Source organism: Amycolatopsis mediterranei (genome assembly GCF_026017845.1).
In the GTDB taxonomy this organism is placed as follows: Bacteria; Actinomycetota; Actinomycetes; order Mycobacteriales; family Pseudonocardiaceae; genus Amycolatopsis; species Amycolatopsis mediterranei.
Genome location: NZ_CP100416.1, coordinates 23,111 through 40,414 on the forward strand (window position 1 = coordinate 23,111; position 17,304 = coordinate 40,414).

15 protein-coding genes and 1 tRNA gene are annotated in these 17,304 nt (G+C 70.2%); 7 read left to right on the forward strand and 9 right to left on the reverse strand.

Annotated features, from left to right (window positions below; all coding sequences use genetic code 11):
* The first annotated feature begins 169 nt into the window (after nt 1–169).
* Nucleotides 170–1,993, forward strand: a complete 1,824-nt coding sequence (locus ISP_RS00135; RefSeq protein ID WP_013221996.1) for a sensor histidine kinase — start codon at nt 170–172, stop codon at nt 1,991–1,993.
* Nucleotides 1,933–2,592: a response regulator transcription factor gene (locus tag ISP_RS00140; RefSeq protein ID WP_013221997.1), complete on the forward strand. Its 660-nt coding sequence runs from the start codon at nt 1,933–1,935 to the stop codon at nt 2,590–2,592. The genes ISP_RS00135 and ISP_RS00140 overlap by 61 nt, the downstream gene beginning before the upstream one ends.
* Here the strand turns inward: ISP_RS00140 and ISP_RS00145 are convergent.
* A complete protein-coding gene (locus ISP_RS00145; protein WP_013221998.1) occupies nt 2,589–3,908 on the reverse strand; it encodes an FAD-dependent oxidoreductase in 1,320 nt (439 codons plus the stop codon). The genes ISP_RS00140 and ISP_RS00145 overlap by 4 nt on opposite strands.
* Before the next feature lie 112 nt (nt 3,909–4,020).
* Here ISP_RS00145 and ISP_RS00150 point away from each other — a divergent pair, with 112 nt between their 5' ends.
* The 4 genes from ISP_RS00150 (at nt 4,021) to ISP_RS00165 (ending at nt 6,500) form a co-directional block, all read left to right on the forward strand.
* The gene (locus ISP_RS00150) at nt 4,021–4,665 is read left to right on the forward strand and encodes an aminodeoxychorismate/anthranilate synthase component II (protein WP_013221999.1); all 645 of its coding nucleotides are present in this window, start codon (nt 4,021–4,023) and stop codon (nt 4,663–4,665) included.
* Nucleotides 4,662–5,453, forward strand: coding sequence for an ABC transporter ATP-binding protein (locus ISP_RS00155; protein WP_013222000.1), 792 nt, complete (start codon nt 4,662–4,664; stop codon nt 5,451–5,453). The genes ISP_RS00150 and ISP_RS00155 overlap by 4 nt, the downstream gene beginning before the upstream one ends.
* Nucleotides 5,441–6,082 (forward strand): hypothetical protein, encoded by a 642-nt coding sequence (locus tag ISP_RS00160; protein WP_013222001.1) that lies wholly within the window; start codon nt 5,441–5,443, stop codon nt 6,080–6,082. The genes ISP_RS00155 and ISP_RS00160 overlap by 13 nt, the downstream gene beginning before the upstream one ends.
* Nucleotides 6,083–6,182: 100 nt before the next feature.
* Nucleotides 6,183–6,500 (forward strand): effector-associated constant component EACC1, encoded by a 318-nt coding sequence (locus ISP_RS00165; RefSeq protein ID WP_013222002.1) that lies wholly within the window; start codon nt 6,183–6,185, stop codon nt 6,498–6,500.
* A gap of 60 nt (nt 6,501–6,560) precedes the next feature.
* Here the strand turns inward: ISP_RS00165 and pknB are convergent, their stop codons facing one another.
* The 7 genes from pknB to ISP_RS00200 form a co-directional block, all read right to left on the reverse strand.
* Complete coding sequence (gene pknB / locus ISP_RS00170) at nt 6,561–8,537, reverse strand: Stk1 family PASTA domain-containing Ser/Thr kinase (RefSeq protein WP_013222003.1); 1,977 nt, start codon at nt 8,535–8,537, stop codon at nt 6,561–6,563.
* A complete protein-coding gene (locus ISP_RS00175) occupies nt 8,534–9,880 on the reverse strand; it encodes a serine/threonine-protein kinase (protein WP_013222004.1) in 1,347 nt (448 codons plus the stop codon). The genes pknB and ISP_RS00175 overlap by 4 nt, the downstream gene beginning before the upstream one ends.
* A 3-nt stretch (nt 9,881–9,883) precedes the next feature.
* A complete protein-coding gene (locus tag ISP_RS00180) occupies nt 9,884–11,353 on the reverse strand; it encodes a peptidoglycan D,D-transpeptidase FtsI family protein (protein WP_013222005.1) in 1,470 nt (489 codons plus the stop codon).
* Nucleotides 11,350–12,837 carry an FtsW/RodA/SpoVE family cell cycle protein gene (locus ISP_RS00185; protein ID WP_013222006.1) on the reverse strand — a complete coding sequence of 496 codons (1,488 nt, stop codon included), beginning with the start codon at nt 12,835–12,837 and terminating at the stop codon, nt 11,350–11,352. Before ISP_RS00185 ends, ISP_RS00180 begins: the two co-directional genes overlap by 4 nt.
* Nucleotides 12,837–14,234 carry a PP2C family protein-serine/threonine phosphatase gene (locus tag ISP_RS00190; protein ID WP_013222007.1) on the reverse strand — a complete coding sequence of 466 codons (1,398 nt, stop codon included), beginning with the start codon at nt 14,232–14,234 and terminating at the stop codon, nt 12,837–12,839. Before ISP_RS00190 ends, ISP_RS00185 begins: the two co-directional genes overlap by 1 nt.
* On the reverse strand, nt 14,231–14,692 hold the full coding sequence (locus tag ISP_RS00195) for an FHA domain-containing protein FhaB/FipA (protein WP_003079002.1): 462 nt from the start codon (nt 14,690–14,692) through the stop codon (nt 14,231–14,233). The genes ISP_RS00190 and ISP_RS00195 overlap by 4 nt, the downstream gene beginning before the upstream one ends.
* 100 nt (nt 14,693–14,792) lie before the next feature.
* The gene (locus tag ISP_RS00200) at nt 14,793–16,028 is read right to left on the reverse strand and encodes a DUF3662 and FHA domain-containing protein (protein ID WP_013222008.1); all 1,236 of its coding nucleotides are present in this window, start codon (nt 16,026–16,028) and stop codon (nt 14,793–14,795) included.
* A gap of 130 nt (nt 16,029–16,158) precedes the next feature.
* Between ISP_RS00200 and ISP_RS00205 the strand changes: the two genes are divergently transcribed.
* Nucleotides 16,159–16,241: transfer RNA gene (locus ISP_RS00205), tRNA-Leu, on the forward strand.
* Nucleotides 16,242–16,415: 174 nt separating this feature from the next.
* Here ISP_RS00205 and ISP_RS00210 read toward each other — a convergent pair.
* Nucleotides 16,416–17,147, reverse strand: coding sequence for a trypsin-like serine protease (locus ISP_RS00210; RefSeq protein WP_013222009.1), 732 nt, complete (start codon nt 17,145–17,147; stop codon nt 16,416–16,418).
* Nucleotides 17,148–17,304 lie beyond the last annotated feature (157 nt).

Consider the following 17,304-nt stretch of genomic DNA (forward strand, 5'->3'; position numbering starts at 1 on the left):
GCTCCGAACCTACGAACCGGCGGCCGCGTCCGTAATGACGTTGAAACCCCAGCTCAGGTAGCGTTTTGCTGAAGCGGGGGTGGGGTTGGACCCACCCCCTTCGTGGGGCTTGGGGCAGTGCGCGGTCCGACGCCGGTCGGCGAGGATGCCGGGGGGAAGGAGGTGCCGGGTGGTGTACCTGCGTGCGATCGGCCGGGCGTTCGCGCTGGCCGCGTTCTCGTTGCTCAGCTGGCTCGACGTGCTCGTCGAGCTGGTCACGTTCGCGCTGCTCTGCGGCGGCCTGGTCTTCTTCTTCGGCCCCGCGGTCGAATGGGCCCGCGGCCGATCGGCGGCGGCGCGGACGCTGGCCGCGCGCTGGTGCGGCGTCGAGATCGCCGCGCCGTACCGGCCCGAACCGCCGGAGCCGGTGCGCGAGCGCGACGGCTGGTACCGCGACGGTAACCAGCTCTACAAGCGGGCGTTCTGGATCAGCTGGCAGCACCGGCTGACCTGGGTGATGGAAGACCCGGCCACGGGCCGGGAGTTCACCTGGCAGCTGGTGAACCCGCTCCTCACGCTGCTGCTCCCGGTCGCCGTCCTGCTCGGTGGTCCGGCGGCCTTGCGTGGCCACGGCCGATGGACGCGCTGGATGCTCGGGCCGCGTCCGCCCGTCGAGCCCACGCGCAAGAACTGGCTGCACCGGCACCTCGAATCGCTGGGCCACCAGTTCGGCATCCTCGCGCTTTCCCTGGTGCAACTCATCTTTTCGGTGTTCCAGCTGGCTGTTTTCGGCGTCGCCACGCCGCTGGCGGCCCCGGTCGTGCTGTGGAGCCGCTCGATCACCGACACGCTGCGCCGCGAGGCGGAAAACTGGACCGGCGTGCGGATCCCGCGTCCGTACCTGCCGCCGCCCGCGTTGCCGGTGCCGCGCGCCGACGGGCTCTACCAGGTCGGCAGGCAGTTGCACGAGGAGCCGTTCTGGCCGGTCCAGCTCGCCCGCCGGCGGTGGATCCTGCGCGACCGGGCCACCTGGCGGGACATCGCGGGCGGTGGCCTGAGCTCCCTCGTGTCGCTCGCCTGCTCGCTGCCGGCGCTCGTGGCGTTCGGCTGGGCCGTGACCGGCCTTTCGGTGCTCTGGGTGTGGCGGCCGTTCGTGTCGCCGCGCGTCGAGTGGTTCCCCCTGCCCCCGGTGTCGACGCACCTCGGTGCGCTCGCGCAGACGCCGTTGATCCTGCTGGCGGTGGTCATCGCCGTGGCGCCGGCGCCGTGGCTCGCCCGTCAGCAGGCCCGCTTCGCGCGGCTGTGGTTCGGGCCGACCGAGTCGTCGCGGCTCGCCCAGCGCGTCGAACGGCTGAAGCAGACCCGGTCCGACGTCACGGTCACGCAGGCGGCGGAGCTGCGCCGGATCGAGCGCGACCTGCACGACGGGATCCAGTCGCGGCTGGTCGCGATGGGGATGAAGCTCGGGGCCGTCGAGGCGCTGGTGGACACCGATCCGGCGGCCGCCAAACGGCTCGCGGCCGAGCTGCGCGCGGCGTCGTCCGAAGCGCTCACCGAACTGCGGGTGCTGATCCGCGGCATCCACCCGCCGGTGCTGTCCGAACGCGGGCTGCTGGACGCGGTGCGCGCGCTGGCCATGGACAGTCCGCTGAAGTCCGAGGTCACGGGCTCACTGCCGGGGCGTGTCGAGGAGCCGGTGGAGGCGTGCGTGTACTTCGCGGTGTCCGAACTGCTGGGCAACGCGGCGAAGCACGGCGCGAAACGGGTGTCGATCGAGGTGGAGTTCGCCGACGGTCTCCTGACGGTGGTCGTGACCGACGAGGGGCCGGGCGGGGCGAATCCGGCCCGGGGTTCGGGACTGCGGGGAATCGAGCGCCGGCTGGGTGCCTTCGACGGTAGGTTGACGCTGACCAGCCCGATCGGCGGCCCGACGAAGGCGACCCTGGAGATCCCGTGTCAGCTCGACCTCGAACCCTCGTCGCCGAGGACCAGTACCTCCTCCGAGACGGCCTGACACACCTCCTGACCGCGCACGGCTTCGACGTCGTCGCGGCGGTCGCCAGCGGCCCGGAGCTCGTGGCGGCCCTGCGCGCCGAACGCCCCGATGTGTCCATTGTGGACGTCCGGATGCCGCCGACCAACACCGACGAGGGGCTGCAGGCTGCGCTGGCCGCTCGCCGGGAGATTCCCGGCCTGCCGATCCTCGTGCTCTCGCAGCACGTCGAGCAGCTGTACGCGCGCGAGCTGCTGGCCGACGGCACCGGCGCGATCGGCTACCTGCTGAAAGACCGGGTCTTCAACGCCGAGCAGTTCATCGACGCGGTCCGCCGGGTCGCCGCCGGCGGCACGGTGATGGACCCCGAGGTGATCGCGAAACTGGTGGCGGGCAACGCTTCCGACCCCTTGGCCGCCCTGACGCAGCGGGAGCGCGAGGTCCTTTCGCTGATGGCGGAAGGCTGTTCGAACGCCGCGATCGCCGCGAAGCTGCACTTCAGCGAGGGCGCGGTCGGCAAGCACACCGCGAACATCTTCGCCAAGCTCGACATCACGGCGTCGGACGACACGAACCGCCGGGTGATGGCGGTCCTCGCCTACCTCGGCGCGGGAACCTAGCCGCGCGAGATCCGGGTCATCTCCTCGCGCTCGACCACCTTGACCCGGTCGCGGCCCGCCGCCGACCCCAGCGCCTTCTCGTGCGCGTCGAGCCGGCCCCAGCCGTCCCAGTTCGTGAACGGGATTCCGCGTGCTTCGAGGAAGTCGAGGATCGCGTCCGGGGAGGCGAACTTCGGTGCCGCCAGCGTGTCCGCGTCCGTCAGGAGGCTCGCGATCGTCTCCGCCGCGTCGCCCTTCGTGTGCCCGATCAGGCCGATCGGGCCGCGCTTGATCCAGCCCGTCACGTACACGCCCGACAGCTGGTTCTCGTCCAGGTCCAGCACGCGCCCGGCCTGGTTCGGCACCACGCCGGCCACATGGTCGAACGGGAGCTCCGGCAGGTGCGACGACAGGTAGCCGACCGCGCGGTACACCGCCTGGACGTCCCACTCGTGGAATTCGCCGGTGCCGCGGACGTTCCCGTCGCCGGTCAGCTCGGTCCGTTCGGTGCGCAGGCCCGTGACGCGGCCGTCCTCGCCGAGGACTTCGGCCGGCGAGTGGAAGAAGTGCAGGTGCAGCCGCCGCGGCCGGCTGCCCGGCTCGCGGATCGCCCACTCCTGCAGCGTCTTCACGACCATGTCGATCTGCTTCGACGCCCGCAGCGCGGCGATGCTGCCGTCGTCGAACTCGATGTCCTCGGGGTACACGATGACCTCGACGTTCGGCGAGTGATCCAGCTCCCGCAGCTCCAGCGGGGTGAACTTCGCCTGCGCCGGGCCGCGGCGGCCGAACACGTGCACGTCGGTCACCGGGCTGGCCTTCAGGCCCTGGTAGACGTTCTCCGGGATGTCGGTGGTCAGCAGCTCGTCGGCCGTCTTCGCCAGCACCCGCGCCACGTCCAGCGCGACGTTCCCGACGCCGAGGACGGCGACCGAGGACGCGGTCAGCGGCCAGGTGCGCGGCACGTCGGGGTGGCCGTCGTACCAGGACACGAAGTCGGCGGCGCCGAAGCTGCCGTCGAGGTCGATGCCCGGGATGCCCAGCGCGCGGTCGGCGGACGCGCCGGTGGAGAAGATCACCGCGTCGTAGAACTCGCGCAGCTCGTCGAGCTTGATGTCGGTGCCGTAGTCGATGTTGCCCAGCAGCCGGATGTTCGGCTTCGCCAGCACCTTCTCCAGCGCCGTCACGATGCCCTTGATGCGCGGGTGGTCGGGCGCGACGCCGTAGCGGATCAGCCCGAAGGGCGCGGGCATCCGTTCGAACAGGTCGATCGTCACATCGGCGTCGGACTTGTCCAGGATGTCGGCGGCGTAGATCCCGGCGGGACCGGCGCCCACGACGGCTACACGAAGAGAACGGCTCACCCGACCCACGGTAAGTTAGGATCACCTAACCTAAAATGTGATTTGGCGTACGGTCCACCAGGTGGGAGCCGGTAAGCTCGGCCCCATGCGCGTTCTCGTCGTCGACAACTACGACAGCTTCGTCTACAACCTGGTCCAGTACCTGGCCCAGCTCGGCGCCGACTGCACGGTCTGGCGCAACGACGTCGTGGACCTCGACCGCGTGCCCGAGTTCGACGCCGTGCTCGTCTCGCCGGGGCCCGGAACCCCCGAACGCGCCGGTCAGAGCATGGACGTCATCCGCAAGTGCGCCGAGACGCGCACGCCGATGCTCGGCGTCTGCCTCGGCCACCAGGCGCTCGGCGTCGTCTACGGCGCGACCGTCGACCGCGCGCCCGAGCTGCTGCACGGCAAGACGAGCCAGGTGCGGCACACCGGCGCCGGCATCCTCAAGGACCTGCCCGAGGAGTTCACGGCCACCCGGTACCACTCCCTGACCGTGGTGCCGGACACGATTCCGGACGCCGTCTTCGAGATCACCGGGCGCACCGAGTCCGGCATCGTGATGGGCATGCGCCACCGCGAGCTGCCGCTGGAGGGTGTCCAGTTCCACCCGGAGTCCGTGCTCACCGAGGGCGGCCACCGGATGCTCGCGAACTGGCTGGCCGCCGCGGGCCACCCCGTCGACCCGGTCCGGGTGAACGAGCTCGAGCGGGCCACCAAGGCACTTCAGAAGGCCGCTGTTGCGTGATCCGGCTCGAGGGGGTCGGCAAGCGGTACGGGCGCGGTGACTTCGTCCTGCGCGACGTCGACCTGACCGTCGAGCCCGGGCACGTCGTCGGCATCCTCGGCAGCAACGGTTCCGGGAAGTCGACGCTGTTGCGGATCATGGCCGGCGTCTCGCACGCGACCACGGGGTCGCTCACCGGCAGCCCGCGGATCGGCTACCTGCCGGACCGCTTCCCGGCCGGCCAGCGCATGGGCGCCCGCGCCTACCTGCGGCACATGGCCCGCATCCGCGGGCTCGCCGACCTCTCGGTGATCGACCCACTGCTCGAACGGCTCGCCCTCGTCGGCGGGCCGACGGCGCCGCTGCGCACCTTGTCCAAGGGCAACGCGCAGAAAGTCGGGCTCGCCCAGGCCGTGATGGTCCGGCCCGATCTGCTGATCCTCGACGAGCCGTGGTCCGGCCTCGACGTCGGCACGCACGCGATCCTCGGCGAGCTCGTCGCCGAGACGCGGGCGCGCGGGGCGAGCGTCGTGTTCACCGACCACCGGCCGCAGGTGGTGCACGACCACGCCGACGTCGTCCACCTCATGAACGACGGCAAGCTGACTGCGGAGAGCGCGGAGCCGACCACGCGGATCGTGCTGCGCGGCGGCGGCACCGGCTGGGTGGACGAGCCCGGCGTGCGGCACGCCGTCACCGAGGGCCCGCACGTGGTGTTGACGGTCGAGGTCGCCCGCGTCGACGCGGTGCTGCTGCGGGCGCTCGAAGACGGCTGGTCGGTGCGGGAGGTGGCGCCGTGCTCGCCTTGACGCGGTACTACCTGGCGCTGCTCGGCCATTCGCAGCGGTACTTGCCGGCCTTGCTGGCTTACCTGGCGCTCTGCGTGATCCTCTACGCCGACCCGCACTCGCCGCCGTTGCCGCTGTACGGCGTCAGCGCCGGCGGCTTGCTGGTCGTCTCCTGCTGGCTGACGATCGCCTTGCTCGACATCGAAGACCCGGTGCAGCGCCTGGTGACCCTCAGCCACGCGCGGCAGTGGCGGCGGATGATCACCGGCGCGATCCTCACCGTGCTGGCCTGTTCGCTGGTCCTCACCGCGATCACCGAGGTGTGGTCGGCCCTCAAGTCGTTCCGGATCCAGCCGTCGGCGCTCGGCATCGGGCTGCTCGCGCACCTCGCGTGCGCGGTGCTGGGCATCGCGATCGCGCTCCCGTGCTCGCGGCTGCTGGTCCACCGCATCGGCTGGACGGTGCTCGCCGCGGTGATCACGCTCGTCGTCGTCCTGCTGGCGAAGATCCCGCTGGTCCACCCGCTCCTGCACGCCTTGACCGACGACGAGCCGATCGGCGGACCGCTGGTCCTGGCGCTGGTGACGGCGGCGGCGATGGTGGCCGTCAGCTACTTCGCCGTTTCGGAACTCGTGCGTCGCCGGTCCTGACTGCAAATTGCAGAATTCAATTTCCGCACCGGGCTTCCAGTGGGACCGCACGGCCGACTAAGGTTCGGGGCCTCTCCGGTTCTCGGCGAAAGGAGATCGGGTGACGGCTGGGATCGTCGCGATCACCGTGCCAAACTCCGGTAGCGAGCTTCCGGAGCTCGCCGACTGGCTGCGCGGCGAAGACCAGCTCCGCGGCCGCGTCCAGCTCTTCGACGCCGTTGTCGTCGGCGTTTCGAGCACCTCCGCCGACGTCTTCTGCCGCTCGCTCTTCGCGTGGCTGACGCGATGCCGGGAAACCCGCGTCTCGCTGAAGGTCAAACGCTCGGGCGCCGCCGAGGAACTCGAGCTCGATTTCGGCGCCGCGAGCGACGCCGATCAGGTTCTCGTTGCGGTGCAAGGATTCCTCGACCAGTCCTGACCCTCCTGACCGACGAAAAAGGCCCGCACGGCGAACCGTGCGGGCCTTTTTCGTTGCTCGCTAGTTGGAGGTTCTCGTCGTTGTGGGGAAGGTGATGGACGGGAACCCGTTGCCTTCCGAAACGTTCACCGTGACGTTCTGATCCCGGTTGATCATCGTGCCGGCGGACGGGTTCTGACCCGTGATCGTGCCCTCGGGAGCATTGCTGTTCTTGTCGGACTTCTGGTTGAACTTGCCGGTCCAGCCCATGCTCGACAGCTTGTCCTGCGCCTGGTCGAGGGTCATTCCGGCCAGGAGGGGCATCTGGATCTGGCTCGAGCTGTCCGGACCGGTCGACACGGTCAGCACGATCTGGCTGCCGACCGCGAGCTGCCCACCGTTCGGGTTCTGGGTGATGACCGTGTCCTTCGGCACCGTTTCCGAGGCCTGGTCGACCCGCTTCGTCGTGAAGCCCTGGCTCTCCAGCGACGACTTGGCCTTCGAGTACGCCTGGTTGGTGAAGTCGGTGACCGTCTTGAGCTGCTTGGACTTGCCGATGGTGATCTTCACGCTGGTGCCCTGGTCGACCTGGGAACCGGAGGGCGGGTTCTGCGCCAGCACCAGACCGGCCTGGTTCGGGTCGCTGACCTCGGTCTCCTGGACACTCCCGTCGAGGGTCAGCTTCGCGTCGGTGAGGGCCTGCTCGGCCTGGTCACGCGTCTTGCCCTTGAGATCGGGGACGCTCGACTTGCCCGGCGCGACGCCGACGTACAGCGTCATCTTCTGGGTGCTGGCCACCTGGGTGCCGACCCCCGGGTCGATCTTGATGACCCGGTTGACGTCGTCCTGGCCGCACTGCGGGTTGCCGTCGGTCGGCTGCACCCCGCAGGTCACCTGCTTCTGCTCGACCGTACCGGTGAAACCCTTGCTGATCAGCGTCTCCCGGGCCTGGGGGACCGTCTGGTGCAGCACGTCCGGGACGGCCACGGTGGTGGGGTCGTTGCTCTTGAACGCGTTCGACAGCCACATGATCAGCAGCACCGCGCCCAGCACGAACACCGCGGCCACCGCGGCCAGGATCGCGCGACGCCGTCGCTTGGCCTTCGGGTCCTCGTCGTCCGGCTCGCTGTACTCGTCGTAGCGCTGCGGTTGCCGCCGGTCGGCGTTCATCACCTGCGTGCGCTCGTCTTCGGACATCACCATCGGCGCCACCGGGCGCTGGCCCGAGAGCGTGCGCACCAGGTCCGAGCGCATCTCCGCCGCCGACTGGTAGCGGTTCGCCGGGCCCTTGGCCAGCGCCTTCAGCACGACCGCGTCCAGCTCCGGCGCCACCGCCGGGTTCACCGACGACGGCGCGCTGGGGTCTTCCCGGACGTGCTGGTAGGCGACCGCGACCGGGGAGTCCCCGGTGAACGGCGGCTCGCCGGTGATCAGCTCGTACAGCACGCACCCGGCGGCGTAGACGTCCGAGCGCGCGTCGACGGACTCGCCGCGGGCCTGCTCCGGCGAAAGGTACTGCGCCGTGCCGATCACCGCGGCCGTCTGGGTCATGGCGGACTGGCCGTCGTGCATCGCGCGCGCGATGCCGAAGTCCATCACCTTGACCGCGCCGTTCTTCGTGATCATCACGTTGGCCGGCTTGACGTCGCGGTGCACGATGCCGTGGCGGTGTGAGAAGTCCAGCGCCGCGCAGACGTCGGCCATGACCTCCATCGCCCGCTTCTGCGACATCGGGCCTTCGGTCTTGACGATGTCGCGCAGCGTCCGGCCTTCGACGTACTCCATGACGATGTACGGCAGCGGCCCGAACTCGGCGTTCGCCTCACCGGTGTCGTAGACCGCGACGATCGCCGGGTGGTTCAGCGCGGCGGCGTTCTGCGCTTCACGGCGAAAGCGTTCCAGGAACTGCGGGTCCCTGGCGAGGTCGGCACGGAGGATCTTGATCGCGACTTCCCGGCCGAGACGCACGTCGTGGCCGTGGTGGACCTCGGACATGCCTCCGTAGCCGAGCGTTTCGCCCAGCTCGTACCGGTTGGAGAGCAGTCTGGGTGTGCTCATCTCTGGATGCCGTTCCATTCCGTCCAAGGTGTGGTCATGATGCCTTGCCGGCCATCGTCGGTCGTCGTGCCGGGAGTGTCCGCCGGGTAGCCGCCCGAAGACTGCTCCGCGGGCACCTGTCTGCCCGGGAACACCTGGCTCTGCGTCTGGCCGTTGTGCGGCGGCGAGCCGTTGCCGGCGCCCAGCATCTTCGCCACCAGCACGATTCCCGCCACCAGGACAACGAGCAGGATGGCCGCGAGAAGCGCCCACCAGCCCCACTGCGTCTTCTTCCGGGCGGCCGGCAGCATGACCTGCCGCGGGGCGGGCCGGGACGGCGGGCCGATGGCGAGCATCGGGTTCATCGCGGGGGACGGCGGCCCACCCGGCATCTGCTGCTGCGGGGGAAGCTGCTGCTGGGGTATCGGCACCGGCATCGACGGCGGTGGCTGCAACTGCTGCGGTGGGGGCTGCTGAGGCTGCTGCCCGGTCGCGTACGTGGCGTTCACCAGCCCGGAGGGCGTGGGCAGCGGCAACCCGGCGCGGACCGCGGCGACGGCCGCCGCGAACTCGCCGCCGTTGTTGTAGCGCTGCCGCGGATCCTTGATCAGCGTCGCTTCGATCACCGCGCGCGCCGCGGGCGGCACGTCCGGTGGCAGCGGCGGTGCGATGTCGCGGATGTGCATCATCGCGACCGTCACGGCGTTCTCGGACAGGAACGGCCGGTGCCCGGCGAGGCATTCGTAGCCGCACACCGCCAGCGAGTAGACGTCGGACGCCGGCTCGGCCGGCTGCCCGAGCGCCTGCTCCGGGGCGATGTAGTGCGCGGTGCCCATGACCATGCCGGAGCGGGTGACCGGGGCCGCGTCGGCCGCCTTCGCCACGCCGAAGTCGGTGATCTTCACCTGCCCGGCCGACGTCACCAGGATGTTGCCCGGTTTGACGTCGCGGTGGACCAGGCCGTGCGAGTGCGCGGCCTGCAGCGCGTTGCCCGCCTGCTCGAGCATGTCGAGGGTGAACTCCGCCGACAGCCGCCCGTGCTTGGCCAGCAGCCCGGCCAGCGGGTCGCCGTCGACGAGCTCCATCACCAGGTACGCGATCGGCAGGTCGCCGTCGAAGATGGTTTCGCCGTAGTCGTGCACCGCGGCGATGCCCGGGTGGTTGAGGGACGCCGTCATCCGCGCTTCGGTGCGGAAGCGGTGGAGGAACTCGGCGTCGCCGGAGAGTTCGGCCTTGAGGATCTTGACGGCCACGGTCCGGTCGAGCCGGGTGTCGCTGGCCTGCCAGACCTCACCCATCCCGCCGACGGCGATCCGGCTCGTCAGCTTGTAGCGGTCGGCCAGCAGCTGACCGGAGGACAGCATGCGCTATCCACCCCCGAGCTTCGCGTTGATCGCCGCGCGGCCGATTTCCGCCGCGACCGTGCCGCCGGTGGCCGCGAGGCCGCGGTTGCCGCCGTCCTCGACGATCACGGCGACCGCGATCTGCGGGCTGTCGGCCGGGGCGAAGGCGGTGTACCAGGCGTGCGGGGCGGTGTTCTTGGAGTCCGTGCCGTGTTCGGCGGTGCCGGTCTTCGACGCGATCTTGACGTCCGCGCGCTTCCCGCCACCCTTGGTGAAGCCCTCGGAAGCGATCATCATGTCCTTGAGGATCGCGGCGTTCGACGACGACAGCGCCGCGGTGCCGGTGAGCTCGGTGGGACTGTAGTCCTCGATCGTCGACAGGTCGGGAGCCAGCACCGATTGCACCAGCTGCGGCTTCATCGCCATCCCGCCGTTGGCCACGGTGGCCGCGAGAAGGCAGTCCTGCAGCGGTGTCAGCCGGACGTCACGCTGGCCGATACCGCTCTGGTAGAGCGCGCCCTGCGAGTCGAGCGGGCCGACCGTCGACGGGGCGACCTTCATCGGCACGGTCAGGTCGGTCTGCCCGATGCCGAAGTTCGCCGCCGTCTTCTTCATCTTGTCCGGGCCGAGCTGGCCGGCGAACTCCGCGAACGGCACGTTGCAGGAGTGCGCGAGCGCGTCCTTGAACGTGTTGCCCGGGCAGGTTTCGCCGCCGTAGTTCTCCAGCGTGGTGTTCGTGCCGGGGAGCTTGGTGTTCGGCTCCTGGCTGACCTGGGTGTCCGGGCCCTTGCCGTCTTCGAGCACGGCCGCCGCGGTGACGAGCTTCATCGTCGAACCCGGCGGGTAGGTCTCGGAGATCGCCCGGTTCAGCATGGGCTTCTTCGGGTCCTTGTTGTTCGCGTTCCAGGCGTCGGCCTGCGCCTTCGACGTGTGCGAAGCGAGCTGGTTCGGGTCGTACGACGGCGTCGAGACCATCGCCAGGATCCGCCCGGTGCTCGGCTCCATCGCGACGACGGCGCCGGTGTAGCCCTTCTGCGTCATCAGGTCGTACGCGGCCTTCTGCACGGCCGGGTCGATGGTCAGCCGGACGTTGCCGCCACTCGGGTCCCGGCCGGTGACCATGTCCGACAGCCGCCGCACGAACAGCCGCGGGTCGGAGCCGTTGAGGACGTCGTCCTCGGCGCGCTCCAGGCCGCCGGCGCCGTAGTTGATCGAGTAGTAGCCGGTGACCGGCGCGTACATCGGGCCGTCGGCGTAGGTCCGGATGTACTTGTACTTGTCGTTCGACGGGTTGATGCCGGCCAGCACCTCGCCGTTGGCCTGCGACACGATCTTGCCGCGCTGGCGGGCGAACTCGTCGTAGAGCACGCGCGCGTTGCGCGAGTCGGTGCGGTAGTCGTCGGCCTTCACCACCTGGATGTACGTGGCGTTGGCCAGCAGCAGGACGACCATCACGAGCATCGCCATGCCGACCTTGCGGAGCGGGGTGTTCACGCCTGCGCACCCCCCTCCGCCGGCGGCCGCTGCACGAGCACGGTGTGCGCTTCCGCGATCGGGGCCTGCGGCTGCTGCTGCGGCTTCGGGCGCGAGGCGGGCTTGCGGGCCGCGTCGGAGATGCGGAGCAGCAGCGCGACCAGGATGTAGTTCGCGAGCAGCGACGAACCACCCTTCGACAGGAACGGGGCGGTGATACCGGTCTCCGGGATGAGTTTCGTGACTCCGCCGACGACGACGAAGATCTGCATGACCATGGTGAACGCGAGCCCGCCGCCCAGCAGTTTGCCGAACGTGTCGCGCACGGCCAGCGCGCTGCGCATGCCGCGCATCGCGACCAGCAGGTACAGCATCAGCACCGCGGCCAGCCCGATGAAGCCGAGCTCCTCGCCGATCGACGCGGTGATGAAGTCGGTGTTGGCCTCGGGCACCATGTCCGGCCGCCCGGCGCCGAGCCCGGTGCCGCCGACACCGCCGGTGCCGAGCCCGAACAGGCCCTGCGCCAGCTGGTAACCGCCGCCCGCCTGGTCGTAGGTGGCCAGCGGGTCCAGCCAGTTCGCGACGCGCTGCTGGACGTGCCCGAAGAGGTTGTAGGCGATGACGCAGCCGACCGCGAAGAAGCTCAGGCCGAGGACGACCCAGATGGCCCGCTCGGTCGCGACGTACAGCATCACCAGGATGACGCTGAAGAACAGCAGCGACGTGCCGAGGTCCTTTTCGAACACGAGGACGCCGATGCAGACGAACGCGGCGATCAGGATCGGGCCGAGGTCGCGGGCGCGCGGCAGCTCGACGCCGACGAGCTTCTTGCCCGCCACCATGAACAGGTCCCGCTTCGACACCAGGAAGGACGCGAAGAAGATCATCAGCAGGATCTTCGCGAACTCGCCCGGCTGGATCGAGAACCCCGGCAGCTTCAGCCACACCTTGGCCCCGTTGACCTCGGACAGGCTCGACGGCAGCAGCGCCGGCAGCGCCAGCGCGACGATGCCGATCAGGCCCGCGGTGTAGCCGTAGCGGGTCAGCGTGCGGTGGTCGTTGACCACGACCAGCACGACGACGAAGAACACCAGCGAGATCACCGTGAACAGCACCTGCGCGGTGACGGCGGGCGTGTAGTCCTTGCCCTGCTGCGTGGCCCGTTCGGCCAGCGCCAGGTCGATCCGGTGGATCATCACCAGCCCGATGCCGTTCAGCAGCGCGACGCAGGGGAGCAGCACGGGATCGGCGTACGGCGCCCACTTGCGGACGGCCAGGTGCGCGCCGGTCAGCACGCCGAGGTAGGCCAGGCCGAGCCAGATGATCGACGCGGTGAGTTCCTGCTCCTGGTTCGCTTCCACCAGGACGAGCGCGACGGTGACGATGAACGTCGCGAACCCCAGCAGCACCAGCTCGGTGTTGCGGCGGGTCGGGACCTCGCGCGGCGGGTTCGTCTGGAACTGCGCGGCGAGGGGTTCGGCGGCGCGCGCGGCGGGCTGGCTCATCAGTTACCGCCTCCCGTCGTCGGTGCCGTCGAACTCGGCGTCGAGCAGTCCCTCCCCGCTGGCTGGTTCGCCGACGACGGAGCAGTAGAGCCGGCCGGAGCCGACGGAGTCGTCGTCGGCGTGACCGAAGGGGTTGGCGTCGTGGACGGCTGGCCGCCCGCCGGCGCGCAGTTGTTCAGGCGCTTGCGCAGCTGCAGGAAGTCGTCGATGTACTTCCGCGCTTCGTCGAGGTTGTCCTTCTTGACGCCGTTCTGCACCGCCAGCCGCGCGTCCTCCTGGAGCTGGGTGACGCGCAGCTTGTCCGTGCACACCTGGCTAGGCGGGCAGGACCCTTGCTCGTAGGCGTGCAGGTCGATGCCGAGAATGCTGCCGGGGACGCCGCGGTAGATCACGACCTCCCCGTCCGCTCCCTCGCCGACATAGTACTGACTCAGCACGAAGTAGCGGGTGGCGATGGCGGCCGCGGCGAGCACCACGAGGACGACCAGCGCGCCGGCCAGCCAGCGGAACCGCTTCCGGCGCTTGGCCTTCGGGTCTTCCCGGGGCTGCGGCAGGTCCGGGCGCTGCTGCGGAGGTGGCTGGGTCAGCGCCCTGGCCCGCGCCGCGGGCGAGTCGCCCTGGTGCAGTTCGTCGCTGCCGTCCCCGGCGGCGCCGCCCACGATGGGCGCGTCCTCGCCGAAGTCGACGTCGACCACGTCGGCGATGATCACCGTGACGTTGTCGGTGCCGCCGCCCTTGAGCGCCAGCTCGATCATCCGGTCGGCGCACTGCTGCGGGTCCGGGATCTGCACGGCCTCGGCCAGCGTCTCGTCGCTGACCATGCCGGACAGGCCGTCCGAGCAGATCAGGTACCGGTCGCCGGAGCGGGCCTCGCGCACGGTCAGGCTCGGCTCGACCTCGTGCCCGGTGAGCGCCTTGAGCAGCAGGGAGCGCTGTGGGTGCACCGCCGCCTCTTCAGGCGTGATCCGGCCCTGTTCCAGGAGTTCGTTGACGAAGCTGTCGTCGCGCGTGATCTGCGCGAACTGGCCGCCGCGCAGCAGGTACGCGCGCGAGTCGCCGACGTGCACCAGCCCCAGCCGGGTGCCGGCGAACAGGACGGCGGTGAGCGTGGTGCCCATGCCGTCCAGGTCCGGGTCCTGCGAGACGAGCTCGGCGATCGCGGCGTTGCCGTTCGCCACCGCTTCGCGCAGCTGGGCGAGCAGGTCGTCACGGGGTTCGTCGTCGTCGAGCGGGGCGAGGGAGGCGATGACGACCTTGCTGGCCACTTCACCCGCCGCGTGGCCACCCATGCCGTCGGCGAGCGCGAGCAGGCGAGGGCCGGCGTACACGGAGTCCTGGTTGCTCGAACGCACCAGGCCCCGGTCGCTGCGGGCTGCGTAGCGGAGGACGAGAGTCATGGGCGAAGCTCGATCACCGTCTTGCCGATCCGGATGGGGACTCCGAGCGGGACCCGGAGGGGTGCAGTGACCTTAGCCCGGTCGAGATACGTCCCGTTCGTCGAGCCCAGATCTTCCACGTACCAGTCCTCGCCGCGCTGGGCGATCCGCGCGTGCCGGGTCGACGCGTAGTCGTCGTCGAGCACCAACGTGGAGTCGTCGGCCCGGCCGATCAGGATCGGCCGGCCGTCCAGCGCGATGCGCGTCCCCGCCAGCGCGCCGTGCGTGACGAGCAGCTGCTGCGGGGACTTGCTGTTGCGCGGCTTCTTCTCTTTCTTGCGCCCGAAGGTCGGCACCTGGACGCGCATGCCGGACGCCGCGTAGAGGTCCGAGCGGACGACTCTGAGCGCGGCGAACACGAAGAGCCAGAGCAGCACGAGGAAGCCCACCCTGGTGAGTTGTACGACCAGCTCTGGCACTTGGTGTGTCCGCTCCCGACTCGTCCGTGCAGCCGCGACGCGGGTACGCCGCGGTCCCCCCGCACGTCAATTCTGCGGGAACAGTATTCCGGGTCCTGAGTCAGCCCTGTGTACGGAACACCAGGGAGGAGTGACCCACCCGGATGACGTCGCCGTCGGCGAGCTGCCAGGTCTGGACCGGGGTGCCGTTCACGGTCGTGCCGTTCGTGGAGCCGATGTCGGCGAGCGTCGCGCTCTGGCCGTCCCAGGTGATCTCCAGGTGGCGGCGCGAAACCCCGGTGTCGGGCAGGCGGAAGTCCGCGTCCTGGCCCCGGCCCACGACGTTCCCGCCCTGCTTCAGCGAGTACGTGCGGTTCGAGCCGTCGTCCAGCTGCAGGCTCGCCGCGAGCTGACGGCCCGGCGCGGGCTGGCCGTAGCCGCCCTGCTGCTGGGCGTACGGGTCCGCGGCAGGCTGGCCGTACGCCTGCTGCTGGCCGTACTGGTCGTACCCGCCCTGGGGCTGCTGCTGGCCGTACTGGTCGTAGCCACCCTGCTGGTAGCCGCCCTGGTCGTAGCCTCCGCCCTGGGGCTGGCCGTAGCCCTGGTCGTAGCCACCGCCTTGCGGCTGCTGGTAGCCGCCCTGGTCGTAGCCTCCGCCTTGGGGCTGGGCGTAGCCCTGGTCGTAGCCGGCCTGGGGCTGCTGGCCGTACTGGTCGTAGCCACCACCCTGCTGCGGCTGGCCGTACTGGTCGTAGCCACCGCCTTGCGGCTGCTGGCCGCCGTACTGGTCGTATCCACCCTGCTGGCCGTAACCCTGGTCGTACCCGGGCTGCTGGCCACCCTGCTGTCCGTAGCCGTACTGGCCCTGCTGGCCGTACGGGTCACCCTGGTCGTATTGGCCGTAGCCGGGGGGCTGGCTCATTGCTGGGTCTCCTGCGTTGCTGGGTCGTGCCGACCGCGGTGAACCGGCGCCTGAGGGGCGGGCGTCGGGATCGACGGACGAACGGGTCTTGAACTGTCCAGTATGCAGCGCCTCGTTGCGCTCGAGTGATACGACGACGTCACCATAGGTGTCCAGGCCCGCGGCGGCGAGGTGTTCCGCCACCGCTTTGGCCAGCACCTGGGTGACGCGTTGCTCGTCACCGGCCATGCGCTCGTGGTCAGCCGCTCCCAGGGACACGATGTAGTGATTGGGGGCGAGCTGCCGACCGCCTGCCAGCTCACGAACGTTTTCCTCACTCTCCCGCTCCAGGGCGATCGCCACTTCCTGCGTGACGACGTTGCCACCGAACATGCGCGCGAAAGTGTTCCCCACCAGGTTCTCGAGTCGCCTGTCGAATCGTTCGGCGCGGCCCACCGGGGAAAACCTCCTCACACGTGTGCTTCCGCACCGATCCTATCCGGGTGAGCGAGGCTCGACACGGCCCCCGGTGAAACCCGTTCAAACGACCTGCTAGTCTTCTCTTCGCTGCACGAGAGAAGCACTCGGGCGAGTGGCGGAATGGCAGACGCGCACGGTTCAGGTCCGTGTGTCCGAAAGGACGTGAGGGTTCAACTCCCTCCTCGCCCACGCTGTTCAGAGCCCCGATCGCTAACGCGATCGGGGCTCTTCCCATTTTCCTGGTCTCTCCCGGGGGCCGAGCCCCCGGACCCCCACGGTGCCTGCCGTCGCCTTCCAGCGTGGTCCGGGAGGGCATCCGTGTGGCTCGGTGGGGTATGTCACCCGTGTTCGCCCTGGGCGAAGTTACGCCGTGTGGGTGGCTGTCCAGTCCGCTATGACGTCCGCCCGGCTCGTTGTCTCGATGCCCGCGTGGGGGCAGTCCGGGCCCGTTGCCTCCACCGCGACGAGCTCGTTGCCCGAGAAATAGGGCGCTCCGGAGTCGTACGTGCAGGCGCTCGTCGTGATTTCCGGGGCCGCGCCGCGGACGCCCAGCGTCGTCGGATCCACCTTCGCCACCGCCACCGTGCCCTCCTGGAGGCGGGTGGCCGGCTTGGGGTCCGAGCTCGTCAGGCTGCCCCAGCCCGCCAGGGTCAGCTGCTGGCCGACCTTCGGCGCCGCGCGGGTCACCGTCAGGGGCGTCACCGTGGTCACCGGGGAGTCGAGGCGGACCAGGGCGACGTCGTTCTCCTTGGCCTGGAGGACCTCGGTCGCCTTGCGGGCGATGCCCGATTCCGTCGCTTCGTCGGTCAGGCCCAGCGTCACCGTCGTCGGGTACGGGGTCTTGCCCGAAACCCGGTCGCGGTGGGCGTCGTGGAAGCAGTGGCCGGTCGTCAGGACCCAGTCGGGCGCGACGAGCGCGCCCGTGCAGAAGCTGCTGTACGTCGAGCCGTCCGGGCGCGGGATCTTCGTCATCGCGAGCTTCGCGACGAACCCGTACTGCCCCGGCGGGACGTCGGAACCGTGGGCGACGGCCCAGGCGGCGGGAGCGGTGGAGACGGTCAAAACGGCAGCGGCGAGCAGGGCGCGCAGGCGCATTCTTCCCCTTCGTCGAGTCGGTGGTCGGCATTCGACGTTAGGGCCGCCGCCTCCGGCGGGGAATTCCCTGGCCGGGGGGGGGCCCCCGCGCCCCCCCGGGGGGGGCCCCCCGCCCGGGCCCCCGGGGGGGCAGCCAGGACAACACGCCCCCGCACCC